At 63.7% G+C, this 18,535-nt stretch carries 19 protein-coding genes; 12 read left to right on the top strand and 7 right to left on the bottom strand.

Features of this window, described 5'->3' with window-relative positions; translation table 11 throughout:
* Positions 1-33 precede the first annotated feature (33 nt).
* From lptF to ACGYK7_RS13945, 7 genes are read left to right on the top strand one after another with little or no spacing between them, the layout of a single operon-like run.
* Positions 34-1,167, top strand: coding sequence for an LPS export ABC transporter permease LptF (lptF, locus tag ACGYK7_RS13975; RefSeq protein ID WP_394403039.1), 1,134 nt, complete (start codon positions 34-36; stop codon positions 1,165-1,167).
* A complete protein-coding gene (gene lptG / locus ACGYK7_RS13970; RefSeq protein ID WP_394403037.1) occupies positions 1,164-2,261 on the top strand; it encodes an LPS export ABC transporter permease LptG in 1,098 nt (365 codons plus the stop codon). Before lptF ends, lptG begins: the two co-directional genes overlap by 4 nt.
* Before the next feature lies 1 nt (position 2,262).
* Complete coding sequence (locus ACGYK7_RS13965; RefSeq protein WP_394403035.1) at positions 2,263-4,395, top strand: LPS-assembly protein LptD; 2,133 nt, start codon at positions 2,263-2,265, stop codon at positions 4,393-4,395.
* Positions 4,383-5,621 carry a peptidylprolyl isomerase gene (locus ACGYK7_RS13960; RefSeq protein ID WP_394403033.1) on the top strand — a complete coding sequence of 413 codons (1,239 nt, stop codon included), beginning with the start codon at positions 4,383-4,385 and terminating at the stop codon, positions 5,619-5,621. The genes ACGYK7_RS13965 and ACGYK7_RS13960 overlap by 13 nt, the downstream gene beginning before the upstream one ends.
* Positions 5,618-6,592 (top strand): 4-hydroxythreonine-4-phosphate dehydrogenase PdxA, encoded by a 975-nt coding sequence (gene pdxA / locus ACGYK7_RS13955; RefSeq protein ID WP_394403031.1) that lies wholly within the window; start codon positions 5,618-5,620, stop codon positions 6,590-6,592. The genes ACGYK7_RS13960 and pdxA overlap by 4 nt, the downstream gene beginning before the upstream one ends.
* On the top strand, positions 6,589-7,431 hold the full coding sequence (gene rsmA / locus ACGYK7_RS13950; RefSeq protein WP_394403029.1) for a 16S rRNA (adenine(1518)-N(6)/adenine(1519)-N(6))-dimethyltransferase RsmA: 843 nt from the start codon (positions 6,589-6,591) through the stop codon (positions 7,429-7,431). Before pdxA ends, rsmA begins: the two co-directional genes overlap by 4 nt.
* Positions 7,432-7,433: 2 nt before the next feature.
* Positions 7,434-8,012 (top strand): hypothetical protein, encoded by a 579-nt coding sequence (locus tag ACGYK7_RS13945; RefSeq protein ID WP_394403027.1) that lies wholly within the window; start codon positions 7,434-7,436, stop codon positions 8,010-8,012.
* A gap of 63 nt (positions 8,013-8,075) precedes the next feature.
* Here ACGYK7_RS13945 and ACGYK7_RS13940 read toward each other — a convergent pair whose 3' ends face one another.
* The 3 genes from ACGYK7_RS13940 to prfA all read right to left on the bottom strand — a co-directional run bounded on the left by ACGYK7_RS13940 (position 8,076) and on the right by prfA (position 10,769).
* Positions 8,076-8,666 (bottom strand): DUF4167 domain-containing protein, encoded by a 591-nt coding sequence (locus tag ACGYK7_RS13940; RefSeq protein ID WP_394403025.1) that lies wholly within the window; start codon positions 8,664-8,666, stop codon positions 8,076-8,078.
* A 208-nt stretch (positions 8,667-8,874) separates the two neighbouring features.
* Positions 8,875-9,717, bottom strand: coding sequence for a peptide chain release factor N(5)-glutamine methyltransferase (gene prmC, locus ACGYK7_RS13935; protein WP_394403022.1), 843 nt, complete (start codon positions 9,715-9,717; stop codon positions 8,875-8,877).
* Complete coding sequence (prfA, locus tag ACGYK7_RS13930) at positions 9,714-10,769, bottom strand: peptide chain release factor 1 (RefSeq protein WP_394403020.1); 1,056 nt, start codon at positions 10,767-10,769, stop codon at positions 9,714-9,716. Before prfA ends, prmC begins: the two co-directional genes overlap by 4 nt.
* Before the next feature lie 60 nt (positions 10,770-10,829).
* Between prfA and ACGYK7_RS13925 the strand changes: the two genes are divergently transcribed.
* Complete coding sequence (locus tag ACGYK7_RS13925) at positions 10,830-11,129, top strand: hypothetical protein (protein ID WP_394403018.1); 300 nt, start codon at positions 10,830-10,832, stop codon at positions 11,127-11,129.
* On the opposite strand, the gene ACGYK7_RS13920 is transcribed toward ACGYK7_RS13925, so the two are convergent.
* The 3 genes from ACGYK7_RS13920 to ACGYK7_RS13910 all read right to left on the bottom strand — a co-directional run bounded on the left by ACGYK7_RS13920 (position 11,067) and on the right by ACGYK7_RS13910 (position 13,729).
* Positions 11,067-11,492, bottom strand: a complete 426-nt coding sequence (locus tag ACGYK7_RS13920; RefSeq protein WP_394403016.1) for a DUF1499 domain-containing protein — start codon at positions 11,490-11,492, stop codon at positions 11,067-11,069. The genes ACGYK7_RS13925 and ACGYK7_RS13920 overlap by 63 nt on opposite strands.
* 102 nt (positions 11,493-11,594) lie before the next feature.
* Entirely contained in the window at positions 11,595-12,560 is a 966-nt protein-coding gene (gene speB, locus ACGYK7_RS13915) for an agmatinase (protein ID WP_394403015.1), read from the bottom strand.
* Complete coding sequence (locus ACGYK7_RS13910; protein ID WP_394403013.1) at positions 12,560-13,729, bottom strand: M20 aminoacylase family protein; 1,170 nt, start codon at positions 13,727-13,729, stop codon at positions 12,560-12,562. The genes speB and ACGYK7_RS13910 overlap by 1 nt, the downstream gene beginning before the upstream one ends.
* A gap of 64 nt (positions 13,730-13,793) precedes the next feature.
* Between ACGYK7_RS13910 and mazG the strand changes: the two genes are divergently transcribed.
* The 4 genes from mazG (at position 13,794) to ACGYK7_RS13890 (ending at position 17,492) form a co-directional block, all read left to right on the top strand.
* The gene (gene mazG / locus ACGYK7_RS13905; RefSeq protein WP_394403011.1) at positions 13,794-14,618 is read left to right on the top strand and encodes a nucleoside triphosphate pyrophosphohydrolase; all 825 of its coding nucleotides are present in this window, start codon (positions 13,794-13,796) and stop codon (positions 14,616-14,618) included.
* Between the two features lie 77 nt (positions 14,619-14,695).
* Complete coding sequence (locus ACGYK7_RS13900; protein WP_394403009.1) at positions 14,696-15,637, top strand: nucleoside hydrolase; 942 nt, start codon at positions 14,696-14,698, stop codon at positions 15,635-15,637.
* Complete coding sequence (locus ACGYK7_RS13895) at positions 15,634-16,083, top strand: GNAT family N-acetyltransferase (protein WP_394403007.1); 450 nt, start codon at positions 15,634-15,636, stop codon at positions 16,081-16,083. Before ACGYK7_RS13900 ends, ACGYK7_RS13895 begins: the two co-directional genes overlap by 4 nt.
* Positions 16,083-17,492: a YdiU family protein gene (locus ACGYK7_RS13890; RefSeq protein ID WP_394403005.1), complete on the top strand. Its 1,410-nt coding sequence runs from the start codon at positions 16,083-16,085 to the stop codon at positions 17,490-17,492. The genes ACGYK7_RS13895 and ACGYK7_RS13890 overlap by 1 nt, the downstream gene beginning before the upstream one ends.
* Before the next feature lie 2 nt (positions 17,493-17,494).
* Here ACGYK7_RS13890 and ACGYK7_RS13885 read toward each other — a convergent pair whose 3' ends face one another.
* Complete coding sequence (locus ACGYK7_RS13885; RefSeq protein ID WP_394403003.1) at positions 17,495-18,382, bottom strand: DMT family transporter; 888 nt, start codon at positions 18,380-18,382, stop codon at positions 17,495-17,497.
* Positions 18,383-18,535: the final 153 nt, after the last annotated feature.

Below are 18,535 nucleotides of genomic sequence, written 5' to 3'. Positions count from 1 at the left end.
GCAAAGGCCGTCAGAGCATCTCGGGGGATCAGAGTGGCAAGAATTGACCGCTACATGCTGTCGCAACTTCTGGTTATGTTCGGCTTTTTCGCTTTGGTGCTGGTGGCGCTGTTTTGGATCAACCGCGCGGTTGTCCTGTTCGACCGTTTGATCGGCGATGGCCAATCCGCACTGGTGTTTTTGGAGTTCACGGCCCTTGGCCTGCCGAAACTCATCGTTACCGTTCTGCCCATCGCGACCTTTGCCGCCTCGGTCTATGTGACCAACCGCATGTCGGGCGAATCCGAGTTGACGGTGCTTCAGGCCGCAGGCTCCGGCCCGTGGCGGCTGGCGCGGCCCGTTTTCGTTTTCGGACTTTGCGTGGCGGCGATGATGACGGTGCTCAGCCACTTTCTGGTCCCCATGGCGCAGGGGCAGTTGAAACAGCGCGAGGCCGAGATCTCGCGCAACCTCACGGCAAGGCTGCTGACGGAGGGGACTTTTCTGCACCCCTCCGACGATGTCACCTTCTATACCCGCGCCATCGACAATGACGGCGTGCTGCGCGATGTTTTCCTGTCGGATCGGCGCAAGGCCAATGAAGGCGTGATCTACACCGCCGCCGAAGCCTATCTCGCCCGCAACAGGGACAACACGACGCTGATCATGCTCAACGGCATGGCGCAGCGGCTGGACACCGAGACCAACCGTTTGGCCACGGCCAAATTTCGCGACTTTTCCTTCGATATCTCCCCGCTGGTCAGCAGTGAAGACGCGATCGACCTGTCGGTCAGCGCCATGGTCACGCCCGATCTGCTTTGGGATTGGGACGGGGTCGCGGCGGCGACCGACACCTCGCCGGGCGTGGTGGCCGAAGAGCTGCATGGCCGCTTCGCGCAGCCGCTGTTCTGCCTTGTTGCCGCGATGATCGGTTTCGCCACTTTGATCCTCGGCGGGTTTTCCCGCTTTGGCGTCTGGCGCGAGGCAGTGATCGCTTTTGGCCTGCTCATCGCCATCGACGGGCTGCGGGGCATGATGGTGGTGCAAATCCGCGAGGCCGCGGCGCTCTGGCCACTGGTCTATCTGCCCTCGCTCATCGGGGCCGTGCTGACGCTGGCGATGCTTTGGCAAGCCGCACATCCGCGCTGGATAAGGCGGCGCCTGCGTGGCAAGAGGGCCGCCACATGATCCTGCATTTCTATTTCGCCCGCCGTTTCTTCATGAGCTTTCTTGTCATCACCGGGGTGCTGGCCGCGCTGGTGATGCTGGTCGATGGTGTGGACCAGGCCCGGCGTTTCGCCGATGACGATGTGGGCTGGGATCAGGTGCTGGGCATGACGCTGCTGCATATGCCCCAGACCATCAACATGATCCTGCCGCTGATCATGATCCTTGCCACGGTGGCGCTTTTCATCGGCCTTGCCCGATCCTCAGAACTGGTGGTGACCCGCGCCGCCGGCCGCTCGGCCCTGCGCGCGCTGGTGGCCCCGGTGGTGGTGACGTTGATCATCGGCACGCTGGCGGTGGCCATGCTGAACCCCATCGTCGCGGCGACCAGTGAGCGGGCCGAGCAATTGACCCAAGAATACCGCTCCAATGGCCGCGCAGCGCTCTCGGTCAGTGACGAGGGGCTGTGGCTGCGGCAAGGCACGGAGGAAGGCCAATCGGTTATCCGCGCCTGGCGCACCAATGCCGATGCCTCCGTTCTCTATAACGTCACGATCATCAGCTATGATGCCGAGAAGGGGCCGATCCGCCGCATCGAAGCCGATAGCGCAGAGCTTCGCGGCGGCGACTGGGAATTGACCGGCGCCAAGATTTGGCCGCTGGAGGCCGGGGTGAACGCCGAAGGCGCGGCAAAGGTGCATGAGACGCTGACCATCCCCTCTTCGCTCACCGTCGAGCGTATCCGCGAAAGCATTGGCCGGGTGGCTGCCGTCTCGATCTATGAGTTGCCCGAGTTCATCCGCCAGTTGGAACAGGCGGGGTTCAGCACCCGCCAGCATGAGGTCTGGTTGCAAGCCGAACTGGCGCGGCCCTTCTTTCTGGTGGCCATGGTTCTGGTTGCGAGCGCATTCACCATGCGCCATACCCGCTTTGGGGGGACCGGCGTCGCTGTGCTGGCCTCGATTTTGCTGGGGTTCGGTTTGTATTTCATTCGCAGTTTCGCACAAATCCTTGGCGAGAATGGCCAGATCCCGGTGACCCTTGCCGCTTGGGCGCCGCCCGTGGCGGCGATCTTTCTGGCGCTAGGCCTGCTACTGCATGCGGAGGACGGCTGACATGCGCGCGGCCCTTGTTGGACTTGCCCTTTCATTCGCGCCTCTGAGCCTTGCCGCCCAGACCGCCCCTTTGGGCGACCGTCCCGCCGTTCTGGTGGCCGATCAGGTCTTCATTACCCGTGATAAGGTATTGGTCGCGCAGGGCAATGTCGAAGCCTTTCAAGGGGAGACGCGGCTGCGCGCCACGGCGATCCGCTATGATCAGGCCACCGGCGCGCTCAGCATCGAAGGGCCGATCGTGCTGTCGGAGGGTGAGAATACCACCATCCTTGCCGATGCGGCCTCACTCGATGCGGGCTTGCAGTCCGGGCTCTTGCGGGGCGCGCGGATGATCCTTGAACAGCAGTTGCAGCTTGCCGCCGTGCAGATCAATCGCGTCGAAGGGCGCTATAGCCAACTTTACAAAGCCGCCGTAACCTCTTGCAAAGTTTGCGAAGATGGCGAAACGCCGCTCTGGCAAATCCGCGCGAAACGGGTGGTGCATGACCAAGTGGCGCAGCAGCTTTACTTTGACGAGGCGCAGTTCCGCATCAAGAACGTGCCCATCGCCTATCTGCCCCGCCTACGGCTGCCCGACCCGACGTTGGACCGCGCGACGGGCTTTCTCGCCCCCACGGTCCGCTCAACCTCGCAATTGGGCGTGGGGCTGAAACTGCCCTATTTCATCAAGATCGGCGATCACCGCGATCTGACCTTGACCCCCTATCTCTCCGCCGAAACCCGCACGCTTGAGTTCCGCTACCGTCAGGCTTTCGTTTCGGGTCGGATCGAGTTCGAGGGGGCGATCACCGATGATGAGTTGGACCCCGGCGACACCCGTGGCTACCTCTTTGGCACCGGCAGTTTCGATCTGCGGCGCGATTACAAACTGTATTTCGATATCGAGACCACGAGCGACAGATCCTATCTCAGCGACTATGGCTATTCGGGCAAGGACCGTCTGACCAGTGAGTTGACCGTCAGCCGTGCGCGGCGCGATGAATATATGCGGGCGAGCCTGCTGAACTACCAATCTCTGCGCGATGGCGAGGACAATGATCTGCTGCCCAATCTGGTTTTGGATGGCGAGTTTGAGCGGCGTTATTTCCCGACCTCTCTGGGCGGCGAACTCCGCCTGACGCTTGAGGCCCATAGCCATCGGCGTGCGTCGGACCTCAGCATTAATGGCGATGGGCGCGACGTATCGCGGCTCAACGGGGAGGCCGCTTGGCTGCGGCGCTTCACCTTCGGCAACGGTCTGGTGACCGATGTCGAGGCCGGGGCGAGCTTTGGCCTGTTCAACATCGCGCAGGATGCCGTCTTTGACGGGCACTACTCCGACCTTGTGCCCCACGCCGCCGTGACCATGCGCTACCCCATGCAGCGCCGCGAGGCCGCGGGTGTGGTGCAACAGCTTGAACCGCTTGTGCAATTGGGCTGGACCGGCGGTGATCGGCTCGACATTCCGAATGAGGAAAGCACGCTGGTGGAATATGACGAGGACAATCTTCTGGCGCTCAGCCGCTTCCCCCGGCCCGACCGGCGCGAACGGGGTGCTGTGGCGGCCATCGGGGTGAATTGGGCGCGGATTGACCCCAACGGCATGGATGCCAGCCTGTCTTTCGGTCAGGTGATCCGGGCCGACGCGGATGATGCCTTTAGCTTTAGCTCTGGCCTGCAAGGCACCTATTCCGATTTCCTGCTGGCCGGACAATTGCGCAGCGACAACGGTTTGGCACTCATCGGGCGCGGGCTGGTCGATGATGACTTCGAGGTCGCCAAGGCCGAGCTGCGCGGGGTCTGGGATTTCAAGCGCGGGCAGATCTCGGGCAGCTATGTCTGGCTACACGAAGACGCCGCCGAGGACCGCAATGAAAACGTGTCGGAGATCACCTTTGACGGCAGCTATTCGATCAACAGCCAATGGCAGGCGTCCGCCGAATGGCGGTTCGACCTTGCCGATGAACGCGCGGCGACGGCGGGTCTTGGCCTGAGCTACAACAATGAATGCGTGCAGGTCGACCTTTCCGTGAACCGCAGCTATTCATCCTCAACAAGTGTTGAGCCCTCAACGGATATCGGTTTTAACATCGGCCTCAGGGGCTTTGCCGCAAACACCGGAACAGAAAGATACGTACGCTCATGTGGGAAGTAACGAAACAGACCGTCCGCGCCGGGATCCGTGGGACTGCGGCACTCGCCCTTGCTCTGGTCATCGGCCAATCCGCAGCGGCGCAGAACCTCTTTGCGCCCGTGGCCCGTGTCAATGACGAGGTGATCACCGGCTACGAAGTGCAGCAGCGCCAGCGCTTTATGCAGCTGATCGGCGCCCCCGGGGCCGATACCGACAGCGTGATCGACAGTCTGATCGACGACCGCCTGCGCGGGCAAATTCTGGATCAAGCCGGGCTTGAAGTCACCCCCGAGGGCATTCAATCGGGCATGGCGGAATTTGCCAGCCGCGCGGATCTGACGACCGAGGAGTTTCTGAAAGTCCTAGGGCAAGCGCAGATTTCCGAAGAGACCTTTCGCGATTTCATCGTGATCAGCGCCGCCTGGCGTGACCTTATTCGAGCGCGCTACAATGGCCGGGTCAACATCACCGACGAAGAGGTCGACCGCGCGCTTGGCAGCAGCCGGGGCAACAACGGTCTGCGTGTGCTGTTGTCGGAGATCATCATCCCCGCCCCGCCGCAGAATGCCGATCAGGTGAACGCGCTGGCCGAACGCATTTCGGAAAGCCGCTCTGAGGCCGAATTCTCGTCCTATGCCAGCAAATACTCCGCCACCGCCTCGCGCGGGCGCGGGGGCCGGATGCCTTGGACACCGCTCGAAAAACTGCCTGCCAGCCTGCGGCCCATCCTCTTGGCCCTTGCCCCGGGTGAGGTGACGGCGCCGCTGCCGATCCCCAATGCCGTGGCCCTGTTCCAACTGCGCGGCATCGAAGAGACCGGCAAGCCGAGCGTCGAGTATTCCGAGATCGACTATGCCGCCTATTACATCCCCGGTGGCCGTTCCGAAGCTGCCCTGTCGCGCGCAGCACAGCTGCGCGGTCAGGTGGATCAATGTGACGACCTCTATGGCGTGGCCAAGGGCCAGCCCGCCAACGTGCTGGACCGCGGCACCAAGGCCCCGGCGGAGATACCTCAGGACGTGGCCATTGAACTGGCGAAACTCGATCCCGGCGAAGTCTCCACCGCGCTGACCCGTGCCAATGGTGAGACTTTGGTTTTCCTGATGCTTTGCAACCGCACCACGGCGGCCAATGCCGATGCGAACCGCGAGGCGGTGGTCAGTTCGATCCGGCAGCGCAAGCTTGAAGGCTATGCCACACAGCTGTTGGAACAGGCCCGCGCCGAAGCCCGTATCACCCGCCAATGAGCCGCCCGTCCCGGCCGGTGGCCATCACCTGCGGTGAACCCGCCGGCATCGGCCCCGAGATCGCCGCCCGCGCTTGGGCGGCGCTTTCGAATGATATCCCGATGGTCTGGATCGGCGACCCCCGCCATCTGCCGCAGGATGTCTCACATCGCATAATCGACAGCCCGGATGAGGTGAGCGCGCCCAGTGCAGATGCGCTCCCGGTGCTGCCCCATCCCTTCGACAGCATTGCCCTGCCCGGCGTGCCCCAGCCCGGCCATGCGCAGGGGGTGATCGACGTGATCGCCCGCGCGGTCGATCTGGTGCAGGCGGGTGCGGCCTGCGGCGTCTGCACCGCGCCGATCCACAAAAAGGCGCTGCAAGACGGGGCCGGTTTTGCCTATCCGGGCCATACCGAATACCTCGCCGCCCTCGCAGGCGTCGATGACGTTGTGATGATGCTCGCCTCTGACCAATTGCGCGTCGTGCCCGCCACGATCCATATCGCGCTGGATCAGGTGCCGCAGGCGCTGTCCCCGGCGGGCCTGCGCCGCACGATTGAGATCACCGCGCAGGAATTGCAAAACCGCTTCGGAATCCCCCGCCCCCGCATCGCCGTCGCCGGGCTGAACCCCCATGCGGGCGAAGGCGGCAGCATGGGCCGGCAAGAGATCGACTGGATCGCGCCGCTGATCCTTGAAATGCAGGGCGAAGGCTTTGCGCTGACCGGGCCGCTGCCTGCCGATACGATGTTCCACGCCCGCGCCCGCGAGGGCTATGACGCGGCGGTGGCAATGTATCACGACCAAGCGCTGATCCCGATCAAGACCTTGGATTTCGACCGGGGCGTGAATGTGACGCTGGGGCTGCCCTTCGTGCGTACCTCACCCGATCACGGCACCGCCTTTGACATCGCGGGCCAAGGGCGCGCCAACCCGACCAGCATGATCGAAGCGATCAAATTGGCATGGCAGATGGGCCAAAAGACATGAGTGCAATCGACAATCTCCCGCCGCTGCGCGAGGTGATCAACACCCACGAGTTGGCCGCGCGGAAATCGCTGGGCCAGAACTTCCTGCTGGACCTGAACCTCACGGCCAAGATCGCACGGCAGGCCGGGGATATGGCCGATTGCGACGTGTTGGAGATCGGCCCCGGTCCCGGCGGCCTGACGCGTGGGCTCCTGGCCGAAGGCGCGCGGCACGTGCTGGCGATCGAGAAGGACCGCCGCTGCCTGCCCGCGCTGGCAGAGGTGGCGAAACATTACCCCGGTCGCCTGACGGTGATCGAAGGCGATGCGCTTGAGATCGACCCGCTGAGCCATCTGACCCCGCCCATCCGCGTGGCCGCCAACCTACCCTATAACGTCGGGACCGAACTCTTGGTCCGCTGGCTCACCCCGCCCGAATGGCCGCCGTTTTGGCAAAGCCTCACGCTGATGTTCCAGCGCGAGGTGGCAGAGCGGATCGTGGCGCAGCCCGGCTCTAAAGCCTATGGGCGGCTGGCCGTGCTGGCGCAGTGGCGCAGCGATGCGCGGATCGTGATGCAATTGCCGCCGGGCGCCTTCACCCCGCCGCCCAAGGTCTCGTCGAGCGTGGTGCATCTGACCGCCCTGCCCGAGCCGCGCTTCCCCGCCGATCCTAAGGTGCTGAGCCATGTGGTCGCGATGGCCTTCAATCAGCGGCGCAAGATGCTGCGCTCGGCGCTGAAAGGCGCCGCGCCGGATATCGAGGACCGTCTGACCGCCGCGGGGCTGAAACCCACCGACCGCGCCGAGCAGGTGCCGCTTGAGGGGTTCTGCGCCCTCGCCCGCGAGATTGCCAAGGGGTGACCATGTTCTACCGACTATTGCTCGTCTTTGCCCTGTTGCTGGGACTCTCCGCCTGCGCCCTGCCGCGCAACGGCCCACCGCCTATGGGAACGGAGGCCGAGATCGCGGAACTCGCCCGCGCCATCGAAGACCTCTCCCCGCAGGTAAACCCCGAAGAGGCCGCCCGTGCCGCGCGGATCGCTTACCGGCATACCCATGAACTGGCGATCGCCTATCAAATCACCGACCCGCCGCTGATCCATAACGTGAAGGTCAACAACGGCAGCAAGCCACGCGGCCTGTGTTGGCATTGGGCAGAGGATCTGGAGAAACGGCTGAAGGCCGAGGGTTTCGCCACGCTCGACCTGCACCGCGCCATCGCCAATGGCGACTCGCGGATCCTGCTCGATCATTCCACCGCCATCATCTCGGCCGCCGGGGCACCGATGCAGGCGGGGCTTGTCCTCGACCCTTGGCGGCGCGGGGGCGAACTCTTCTGGTCGCCGGTCACCAGCGATCCGCGTTATGATTGGGCGCCGCGCGAAGAGGTGCTGCGGCGCAACGGGCGGATCAGATATGTGCGGGCGGGGATGGAAGGCTAACGCCGCTCCGCGCGCCCGACCCTCACCACATAGAAAAAAGCCCCGCAATTTGCGGGGCTTTTCTTATTCTGCGGCCTTGGCGGTATCGCTATTGCCATCGCCGCTGTCCTGCTGTGCCTCTGCCGCTTTCGGCTTGGGCTTGCGGCGCGGGGCGCGTTTCGGCTTGGGCTTGCTCTCAGGCGTGTCGACCAGCGTGCTCTCTTCGCTGTTCGTCTCGGCCTCGGCCTGCTGTTGCGCGGGCTCTTGCTGCTCGGGCTGTTTGTCCGCTTTCGGCTGCTCGCCCTGCGACTGGCCGCCCTGCTGCGCCTCGCGCTCCTGCCGCTCGGCCCGCTCGCGGTCCCGCTCGGCCTGACGCTCCCGGTTCTGGCGCTCCTGCTCCTCGCGGCGCTGATCGACCTCGCGCTGTGCCTCGCTCAAAAGGCGCAGGTAGTGTTCGGCGTGCTGCTGAAAGTTCTCGGCGGCCACACGGTCATTGCTCAACTGGGCATCGCGGGCCAGTTGGTTGTATTTCTCGATAACCTGCTGCGGCGTGCCGCGCACCTTGCCCTCGGGGCCGGAGCTGTCAAAAACACGGTTGACGACATTGCCGCCGCCACCTTGCGACGAGCGTTTGCGGTTATTCTTCGACCGGGAGCGTGATCTGGGAGAATTCATGGAATGATGTCAGCCTTGTGTGCTGTGTGTCGTTCACCGGGGGTGCAAAGCACGTCTTGAACCCGGCCTAAGCGATATGTTGGGCATAGTGCCGCGCGGGACCGCCTGTGGCATCCACCGCTGCAACACCCCTGACTAACCATGCCAGAAAGGCTTGGGCAAGAAGAAACTGCCGCTTAGCCCGCCAAATGGCGGTTTTTTCGCGATTTCACGCCGGTTTATCGGCCGAAACGACCCTTGGCCGCCCATCGAGATCATGCGCCAGGGTGACCCGGCCCCAGCCCGCTGCGGCAAAGATTTCCTGCACCGCCTCGCCCTGTTGCCAGCCGATTTCGACCATGACGCGGCCTTGAGCCGTGAGGTAGCCTTGCGCCTCGGCCGCGATGATGCGGTAGATGCTCAGCCCGTCTTGGCCGTCGGTCAGCGCCATTTCCGGCTCATGCTGGCGCAATTCGGGGGAGACTTCGGCCATTTCCTCGGCGGCCAGATAGGGCGGGTTCGACAGGATCAGGTCAAACCGCCCCTCAACGGCGCTGAACCAATCGGACTGCCGGATATCGGCGCGGTCGGCCACCCCGTGCTGCACTGCATTGGCGCTGGCCTGAAGACACGCGGCCTCCGAGAGGTCCACCCCCAAGCCCGTCGCCGCGGCCCGTTCGGCGAGCAGGGAAACGAGGATACAGCCCGAGCCGGTGCCGAGGTCCAGAATGCGGGTGAAATCTTCGCCGAGGGCAAGATCGATCAGGGTCTCCGTCTCGGGTCGCGGGTCCAACACATCGCGGCTGATCGCAAAGTCGCGGCCATAGAAGGCCCGCCGCCCGATCAATTGCGAGACCGGCACGCGCACGGCGCGCAGGGCGATGAGCTGGTCAAAGCGTTCGGCGACCTCGGGGGCGATTTCCTCGGGCGCGATGAGGGTCACGCGGGCGGCATCGACGGCGGCGGCATGGGCCAGCAACAGTCGCGCGTCCCGCGCCGGATCGGGCACGCCAGCGGCACGCAGCCGTCCGGCGGCGGCGGCCATGGCTTGGGCGGCGGTTTGGGGGCTCACCCCTCCATCTCCGCCAATTGCCGGGCTTGGGCGTCGGCGGTCAGCGCGTCGATGATCTCATCCAGATCGCCCTGCATCACGGCTTCGAGCCGGTATAGCGTTAGGTTGATGCGGTGGTCCGTCATACGCCCTTGGGGGAAATTATAGGTGCGGATCCGCTCGGAGCGGTCGCCGGATCCCACTTGCGCTGCACGGTCGGCAGAGCGCTCGCTGTCCATCCGGCTGCGCTCCATATCATAGAGCCGTGCTTTGAGCACCTGCATCGCCTTATCGCGGTTGCGGTGCTGGGACTTCTCTGACGAGGTGACGACGATCCCGGTCGGGATATGGGTGATCCGCACGGCGGAATCGGTGGTGTTGACGTGCTGCCCCCCCGCGCCCGAAGAGCGCATCGTGTCGATCCGCAGGTCATTTGCGCTAATCTCGATATCCACATCTTCGGCCTCGGGCAGCACCGCCACGGTCGCCGCCGAAGTATGGATACGCCCGCCGCTTTCGGTGGTGGGCACGCGCTGCACCCGGTGCACGCCGCTTTCGAACTTGAGCCGGGCAAAGACGTTCTGCCCGGTGATATGGGCCACGACCTCTTTCACGCCGCCGAGTTCGGTCATCTGGCTTTCGATCAGGTCGAACCCCCAGCCCTGTGCCTCGGCATAGCGTTGATACATGCGCAGCAGGTCGCCTGCGAAAAGCGCTGCCTCATCGCCGCCCGTGCCGGGGCGGATCTCCAGCATGGCGGGTTTCGCGTCTGCCGCGTCGCGCGGCAGAAGTGCCAGTTGCAACCCCTGTTCGACCTCCGGCAGACGGGCGCGCAGGCGCGGCAGTTCATCCCGCGCAAGCTCGGCCATTTCGGGGTCTTTCAGCATCAACTCGGCTTCTTCGAGGTCGCGCTGAAGCTGCCGGTAGAGGTCGATCTGATCGACCACGGGCTTGAGATCGCTGTATTCTTTCGCGAGGGCGGCAAAATCGGCCCCATCGGAGCCCGCAGACATGCTGGCCTCCAGAAACTGGAAACGTTGCGAGATTTGCGCGAGGCGGTGTATCGGGATCATGGGGTTCCTGTCGCCTATGCAAATGCTTTGGTCAAGAGGCGGCTTGTGCTATCATGAGCCATGACACGCATTCTGCCGCTCATCTGCCTTATGGGCCTGACGGCCCCGCACCCTGCCCTCGCGGATGTCAAAGCGCCGGGCGGCAAGACGATTGATTGCTATTGCACCAACAGCAGCGGCGCCCGGGTGGAACTGGGGGAGACCATTTGCCTGCAAGTAGATGGCCGCATGTTCATGGCGCAGTGCCAGATGTCGCTCAACGTGCCGATGTGGCGCGAGGTGCAGCAGGGCTGCCTGTCATCGCGCCTCGATCTGATCAAGCCATCCGTTGACCCGCTTGGCGTTGACCCCCAGATCTGACCGGCCAAAGCGCGAGCGGCCATAGACTTCGACGTAGCGCGGGTTGTCACCATAGATGCCAATGGTGGTGAAATCGGGATAGCCCATCAATTTGGTGCGGGTGACATAGGTGACCTGCCCCTCTGCGAGCGTCCCGGCGACGACCTCGGTGCGCGGGGTTTGCTGGATCACCCGGTCAAGCTGGGCCAAGGTCTCGACCCCGTCGCCCTCGGCCGGCGCGCGCCAGATATAGCTGTTGGCGCCTTGGGTCTTGCCCATCTTCTGCCCCTCGGCCTGCACGTGCCAACGCGCGGGGTCGATGGGCGCAAGGCGGATATAGGCCACCAAGGCGACGAGGGCGATCACGATGATCCAGAACAGCATTTTAATCACCTTTCAAAGCTCGGCGGACAGGGGCGAAGGAGGTTGCGGCAGGCCAGCCAGCCCGCCTTTCAGCGGACCGGCCCGTGATGTCGTGGCTGTCGCTCACGCGGTCCTCATGCGGTGACCCAAAAGCGAGAGGATCTCGGTCGCGACATGGGCGCCTGCCACCGCGGTGGCGCCGGTGGTGTCGAAGGGGGGCGAGACTTCGACCACGTCACCGCCCATGATGTTGATCCCCGCCAGATCGCGCAGCATGATCGACACCTGCGCCGAGGTCAGCCCGCCCCAAACCGGGGTGCCGGTGCCGGGGGCAAAGGCTGGATCCAGCGCGTCGATGTCAAAGGTCAGATAGCACGGCCGATCACCGAGGATTTCCTTGATCTTGGCAACGGTGGCCTGCGGCCCCTGCTCATGCACCTCACGCGCGTCGATGATATTGACGCCCATCGTGTCCTCATTGGTGGTGCGAATGCCGACCTGCACGCTGGTCGACGGGTCGACGATGCCGGACTTCACGGCCTTGTAGAACATCGTCCCGTGGTCGATCCGGTCCATGTCGTCGTCGGCCCATGTATCCGTATGCGCATCGAACTGTAACAGGCTGATGGGCCCGTATTTTTCGGCATAGGCCTTGAGGATCGGAAATGAGATATAGTGATCCCCGCCCAGCACGACAGAGGCCGCCCCGGCGTCCAGAATGGTCTTGATATGGGCGGTCAGGGCGGCGGGGAACTGGCTGACATGGCCATAGTCGAAGGCCAGATCGCCGTAATCGGCGATGGCGAATTCGCTCAGCACATCGAAATCCCAGCCATAGGGCGCGTCGGGTGCTTGCAGCGCGCTGGCCTCGCGGATGGCGCGGGGGCCAAGGCGGGTGCCGGGGCGATTGGTGACCGCCTGATCAAAGGGCACGCCCGTCACCGCGATGTCGACGCCGGTCAGATCCTTGGTGTATTTCCGTCGCAAGAAGGAGGTCGCCCCGCCAAAGGTTAACTCATAGCTCGGCCCTTTGAGATCCTCGCGGGTAAAGGCCATATCCATCTGCTTGGCCGCGTCTTCCAATGCCATTATTTGCCTCCTGCTGGCTGTGCCCGCTCAACGATACGGGCAAAAAAGGATGCGCCGAGGGGCGCGATCTCGTCGTTGAAGTCGTATTCCGGGTGGTGCAGCCCTGCACCTTCCCCGGCCCCGAGGAAAAGATAGGCGCCGGGGCGTTTTTCGAGCATGAAGCTGAAATCCTCCGCGCCCATCTCGCGCCCGTAATCGCCGTGCACTTGGGCCGCGCCCACCACCTCGGTCGCCGCCGCGATGGCGGTTTCGGTCTTTGCGGGGTCGTTGACCGTGGCCGGATAGCCGATCTCATAGACCAATTCGGCGGTGACATCATAGCTTGCCGCCTGCCCGTCCACGATCTGCTGCATTCGGCGCATGACCATCGCCTGCACCTCACGGTCAAAGGTGCGCACGGTGCCGTTGATATAGGCCGTCTCGGGGATGATGTTATCGGCGGTGCCGGTGTGAATCTGCGTGACCGAGACCACCAAATCCTGCGCCGCGACATGGTTGCGGCTCACGATGGTCTGGATCGCCGTGGCGATGCCGCAGGCCGCCACAACCGGGTCGCGGCTCTCATGGGGCATTGCGCCATGGCCGCCTTTGCCCTTGATATGAATGTGGAATTCATCCACCGCCGCCATGATCGGCCCCGGCGTCGTGTAGAATGCGCCTTCGTCAAAGCCGGGCGCGTTGTGGATGCCGTAAACCTGCGCGATCTCGAACCGCTCCATGATGCCTTCGTTGACCATCACGCCCGCGCCGCCGCCCGTCTCTTCGGCGGGTTGAAAGATCAGCGCCACCCGGCCCGCGAAATTGCGTGTCTCGGCCAGATACCGCGCCGCGCCTAGAAGCATGGTGGTATGCCCATCATGGCCACAGGCATGCATCTTACCCTCCCGCGTGCTGGCATAGTCCTTGCCCGTCGCCTCTTGGATCGGCAGCGCATCCATATCGGCGCGCAGGCCGATGGTCGGGCCTTCGCCCTGCCCTTCAATGATCGCCACGATACCGGTTGTCGCGATGCCCTCGTGCAGCTCATCCACACCGAATTCCCGCAGGCGCTCGGCCACGAAAGCTGCCGTCTCATGGCAGTCGAACGCCAGTTCGGGAATCCCGTGCAGATGGCGCCGCCATGCTGTCATATCCTCCGCAAAGGCGTTGATGCGGTTCACCACGGGCATGGGCTGGACTCCTTGGGGTTGGTTTGGTCAGGGTGCATCTGACACCAGACATACGGGGCCTGCAATGCCGGACAACACAAAAGCCGATCTCATTCACGATTCAAATGCCGGGATCGAACGGTTGCTCGAAATCATGCGCCGCCTGCGCGACCCTGAGACGGGCTGCCCCTGGGATATCGAGCAGGATTTCGACAGCATCGCCCCCTATACCATTGAAGAGGCTTACGAAGTTGCCGACGCCATCGCCCGGCGCGATTGGGGCGAGCTTGAGGGAGAATTGGGCGATCTGCTGCTGCAATCGGTCTATCACACGGCGATGGGCGAAGAAGCGGGGCATTTCACCTTTCAATCCGTGGTGCGCAACATCAGCGACAAGATGGTGGCGCGGCACCCGCATGTCTTTGGCGGCGAATCCCGCGACAAGAGCGCCGAACAGCAAACCGCCGATTGGGAGAAGATCAAAGCCCGCGAACGCGCGGGCAAGGCGCAGGGGGGCACCTTGGACGGGGTGGCGATCGGCCTGCCGGCGCTGTTGCGGGCGATGAAGCTTCAGAAACGCGCGGCGCGTGTGGGCTTCGACTGGCCCGAGACGACGCAGGTACTCGACAAGATCACCGAAGAGGCTGCCGAACTGGTTGAGGCGAAGGACCAGTTGAGCCAAGCCGAGGTCGAGGAAGAATACGGCGACCTGCTCTTCGTCATGGCCAATCTGGGCCGCCATCTGGGGCTGGATCCGGAAGCCGCTTTGCGCGCCGCCAATGCCAAATTCACCCGCCGGTTCGAAGGCGTCGAGGCCCGGCTCGCCGCCATGGGCAAAACCCCGCAGGACAGTGATCTGGCCGAGATGGACGCGCTGTGGGAGACGGTGAAACTGGCGGAACGCGGCTAATCGCCGGGTCTGCGGCTGGACAAAGACCTGCCCCTCCGGCAAGGCTCTGCCCCAAGCAATTTGACGAAAGTAAGCCCATGACCCCGCGTAAAATCATCATCGACACCGACCCCGGACAGGACGACGCCGTGGCGATCCTCCTCGCCCTCGCCAGCCCGCAAGAGATCGAGGTTCTGGGCATCACCTGTGTCGCGGGCAACGTGCCGCTGGATCTGACCTCGAAAAACGCGCGCATCGTTTGCGAGCTGGCGGGGCGGAGTGATGTGAAGGTCTTTGCCGGTTGCGACCGACCGCTGGGGCGTGATCTGGTGACCGCGGAACATGTGCATGGCAAGACCGGGCTCGACGGCCCCGATCTGCCCGACCCGACCATGCCACTGGCCGAGGGGCATGGGGTGGATTTCATCATCGAGCAGCTCCGTGCCCATCCTGCAGGCAGCGTGACACTTTGCCTCTTGGGCCCGCTGACCAATATCGCGACCGCCCTGCAGAAAGCGCCCGACATCGCCGAAAAGGTGCAAGAGATCGTGCTCATGGGCGGCGGCTATTTCGAAGGGGGCAACATCACGCCCACGGCGGAATTCAACATTTACGTCGATCCCCATGCCGCTGATATCGTTTTCAAATCTGGTATTCCGATCGTCGTGATGCCGCTTGACGTGACCCATAAGGCGCTGGTCACCAAACCGCGCAACGATGCCTTCCGCGCGCTTGGCACCAAGGTCGGCGTCGCCGTGGCGGAAATGACCGATTTCTTCGAGCGGTTCGACAAGGAGAAATACGGCTCCGAAGGCGCGCCGCTGCATGACCCTTGCGTCACCGCCTATCTGATCAACCCCGATCTTTTCCAAGGCCGTCATATCAATGTCGAGATCGAGACCCAGTCGGAACTGACAATGGGCATGACCGTCGCCGACTGGTGGCGCGTGACCGACCGCACACCCAATGCGCTTTTCGTAGGCGACCTTGATGCCGATGGGTTCTTTGCCCTGCTCACCGAAAGGCTGGCCCGTCTATGAGCGCACATCTCACCCTCGGCGCGCCTGAGCATCTTGACAAGCTTGTCGCGCTGGTGACGGCATTCCATGCCGAAGCGGGCATCGAGATGAGCGATGAACAGCGCCGCCGCGGGCTGGCCCCGCTGCTGGACGGCATCCCCCATGGCGCCGCCTATCTGATTGGCCCGCCCCGCGCGCCTATTGGCTATGTGGTGATCTGTTTCGGCTGGTCGGTTGAATTCGGCGGGTTGGACGCCATCATTGATGAAATCTACGTCCGCCCCGGCGTGCGGGGCCGCGGCATCGCCTCGGAGGCGCTGATCGCGTTGCCCCGTGCGCTGGCGGCGGGCGGGCTGCGGGCCGTCCATCTTGAGGTGGATCGCGACAATGCCGCGGCGATGAAACTCTATACCCGGGCGGGCTTTCGCCCGCGCGAGAATTACATGCTTATGTCCCGGACCCTGTGATGCGTATTCCTTTCGATAACAGCTATGCCGCCCTGCCCGAGGGGTTCTTTACCCGGCTGAACCCCACGCCGGTCAAAGCGCCCCAGCTTTTGGCATGGAACGCCGAATTGGCGGCGGCACTGGGTATCGAAGGGGCCGAGCCTGCGCAGATCACGCAGGTCTTTGCCGGGAACGAAGTGCCCGAGGGCGCCGATCCTCTGGCGCAGCTTTACGCCGGGCATCAGTTCGGAAACTTCAACCCGCAGCTTGGCGATGGCCGGGCGATCCTTCTGGGAGAAGTCGTCGATCGGGACGGCCAGCGCCGCGACATCCAGTTGAAAGGCTCTGGCCCCACGCCCTATTCGCGGATGGGCGATGGCCGCGCATGGGTCGGGCCGGTGCTGCGCGAATATCTGGTGAGCGAGGCGATGCATGCCCTCGGCGTGCCTACCACCCGCGCCTTGGCCGCAGTGGCTGCTGGTGAGCCGATCCTGCGCGAAAGCGGGCCTCTGCGCGGTGCTATCGTGACCCGCGTCGCGGCCAGCCATCTGCGCGTCGGCACCTTTCAGGTCTTCGCCCATCGCGGGGAGACTGACGCGCTCAAAACCCTCACCGACTATGCCATCGCGCGCCATTATCGCAAGGCCGATGGCCCGCTCGGCCTTCTGCGCGCGGTCTGTGCTGCGCAGGCGGAATTGGTGGCGCAATGGATGGCCCTAGGCTTTATCCACGGTGTGATGAACACCGACAATTGCAGCATCTCGGGCGAAACGATCGACTATGGCCCCTGCGCCTTTATGGATGCCTTCCATCAGGGCCGTGTCTTCAGCTCCATCGACCGGCAGGGGCGCTATGCCTATGGCAACCAGCCGCAGATCGTGGTCTGGAACATGGCGCAGCTCGCGACCTCGCTTTTGCAGCAGATGGAGGACAAGGAGAGCGCCGTCGAAGAGGCCACCGAGATCGTCCATGACATGCCCGAATTGATCGAAGCCGCATGGCTGCGCCGTTTCGCGGCCAAGGTTGGTATCTCGACGCCACGGGCCGAAGATGTCGATCTGATCAATGAATTGCTGGGGCTGATGCAAAAGGATGGTGCCGACTTCACCAATGCCTTCCGCGCGCTTCCCACAGATCAAGCCCGCGACCAGTTCACCGACCGCGACGCTTTTGACAGATGGGCCGAAGGCTGGCGCGCGCGGATTGAAGGGGAGCCCGATGCGCAAGCGGTGATGAATGCGGCCAACCCCGCCGTGATCCCCCGCAACCACCGGATCGAGCAGATGATCGAGGCCGCCGTCGCAGGCGACATGGCCCCGTTCGAGCGCCTGATGAAAGCGCTGGCCACCCCCTTTGTCGAGACGGACCCCGAGCTTCAGCGCCCGCCCACCGATGACGAGATCGTCCCGGCGACCTTCTGCGGCACCTGAGCCTAGTGGCCGCGGGGTTTGCGGTTAATCAGGTAAATCCCGGCCGCCACCAGCAGCAATGCGGACCAGATGCTCAGCCCCACCTCTTCCGAGAGGATCAGCCAGCCCAGAAGCACGGCAAAAACCGGCGACAGGAAGCTAAACGAGGCGACGGAGGCTGCGGGATAGATCGTCAGCAGCCAGAACCACGCCAGAAAACCGAAGCTTGCCACCGCGATGATCTGATAGGCAAGCCCCGCCAGATGCACCGGAGCCACCTCGCGCAGCAGCGGGCCAAAGAGCGGCGCGAGCAGCAGAAGGATCGGGGCGGAGATCACCAGCTGCATCATCAGTTGCTGCGCGGGCGGTACTTGGGCCAGCGGCGTAACACGAACGCAAAGCGCGATGCCCGCCCAGCAGAGTGCTGCGAAAAGCGCCAGAAGATCGCCCAGCCAATGCGCGCCCTCGGTCCCGCCATCGCTCAGCGCCAGAACCACCCCGCCCATGGCCAGCCCCATGCCAACGAGCCGCGCCCCGCTCAGCCGCTCTCCCGGCAGCCACAGATGCGCGGCGATTCCAAGCCAGACCGGCATGGAATAAAGCAGGATGGACGCGCGGCTGACCGTGGTGAGATCGAGCGCGAGGAACAGGCAGACAAACTCTAGCGTAAAGAAGAGCCCCGCCGCCAGACCGCCCCATAGGGCGGCGCGCGGGGTCGACAGGCTGACGCCCCGAAGCCGCATCCAGATCAGCAGCAAAAACACCGCCCCGAGAGAGCGCAGACCGGCCAGAAAGACCGGGTTGAAACCGCCGGTGCTGACCTTGATGACGACTTGGTTAAAGCCGAGGTTCAGGGCGAAGAGCACCAGCGCCACAGCGCCGAATGTGTCAATATGTGATTTGCGTTCCATCCAGACAGAAGCGCCGCCCGGATCGGATAAGTCAATGGCGCGCCGCGGTTTTCCGGGGCGCGCCATTTCGCTGTCTTAGAGCATTTCTACTTTAACCTGAGGCATAGCCGGCAGCCTGAAAGTAGTTTGAACACTCCTGCGGGGAGTACATCG

It is taken from the genome of Sulfitobacter sp. 1A15299, from assembly GCF_043556915.1.
Lineage (GTDB): Bacteria > Pseudomonadota > Alphaproteobacteria > Rhodobacterales > Rhodobacteraceae > Sulfitobacter.
This window is presented reverse-complemented; position numbering and strand designations above follow the sequence as displayed.

Excerpts from the sequence above, each read along its gene's own strand:
- ACGYK7_RS13895 (WP_394403007.1), top strand. The coding sequence starts at position 15,634 with ATGAGCGCACATCTCACCCTCGGCGCGCCTGAGCATCTTGACAAGCTT.
- ACGYK7_RS13910 (WP_394403013.1), bottom strand. The coding sequence starts at position 13,729 with ATGCCCGTGGTGAACCGCATCAACGCCTTTGCGGAGGATATGACAGCA.
- ACGYK7_RS13890 (WP_394403005.1), top strand. The coding sequence starts at position 16,083 with ATGCGTATTCCTTTCGATAACAGCTATGCCGCCCTGCCCGAGGGGTTC.
- ACGYK7_RS13900 (WP_394403009.1), top strand. The coding sequence starts at position 14,696 with ATGACCCCGCGTAAAATCATCATCGACACCGACCCCGGACAGGACGAC.
- pdxA (WP_394403031.1), top strand. The coding sequence starts at position 5,618 with ATGAGCCGCCCGTCCCGGCCGGTGGCCATCACCTGCGGTGAACCCGCC.
- mazG (WP_394403011.1), top strand. The coding sequence starts at position 13,794 with ATGCCGGACAACACAAAAGCCGATCTCATTCACGATTCAAATGCCGGG.
- prfA (WP_394403020.1), bottom strand. The coding sequence starts at position 10,769 with ATGATCCCGATACACCGCCTCGCGCAAATCTCGCAACGTTTCCAGTTT.
- ACGYK7_RS13920 (WP_394403016.1), bottom strand. The coding sequence starts at position 11,492 with ATGCTGTTCTGGATCATCGTGATCGCCCTCGTCGCCTTGGTGGCCTAT.
- rsmA (WP_394403029.1), top strand. The coding sequence starts at position 6,589 with ATGAGTGCAATCGACAATCTCCCGCCGCTGCGCGAGGTGATCAACACC.
- ACGYK7_RS13965 (WP_394403035.1), top strand. The coding sequence starts at position 2,263 with ATGCGCGCGGCCCTTGTTGGACTTGCCCTTTCATTCGCGCCTCTGAGC.
- speB (WP_394403015.1), bottom strand. The coding sequence starts at position 12,560 with ATGGCATTGGAAGACGCGGCCAAGCAGATGGATATGGCCTTTACCCGC.
- ACGYK7_RS13940 (WP_394403025.1), bottom strand. The coding sequence starts at position 8,666 with ATGAATTCTCCCAGATCACGCTCCCGGTCGAAGAATAACCGCAAACGC.
- ACGYK7_RS13960 (WP_394403033.1), top strand. The coding sequence starts at position 4,383 with ATGTGGGAAGTAACGAAACAGACCGTCCGCGCCGGGATCCGTGGGACT.
- lptG (WP_394403037.1), top strand. The coding sequence starts at position 1,164 with ATGATCCTGCATTTCTATTTCGCCCGCCGTTTCTTCATGAGCTTTCTT.
- ACGYK7_RS13925 (WP_394403018.1), top strand. The coding sequence starts at position 10,830 with ATGACACGCATTCTGCCGCTCATCTGCCTTATGGGCCTGACGGCCCCG.
- ACGYK7_RS13885 (WP_394403003.1), bottom strand. The coding sequence starts at position 18,382 with ATGGAACGCAAATCACATATTGACACATTCGGCGCTGTGGCGCTGGTG.
- ACGYK7_RS13945 (WP_394403027.1), top strand. The coding sequence starts at position 7,434 with ATGTTCTACCGACTATTGCTCGTCTTTGCCCTGTTGCTGGGACTCTCC.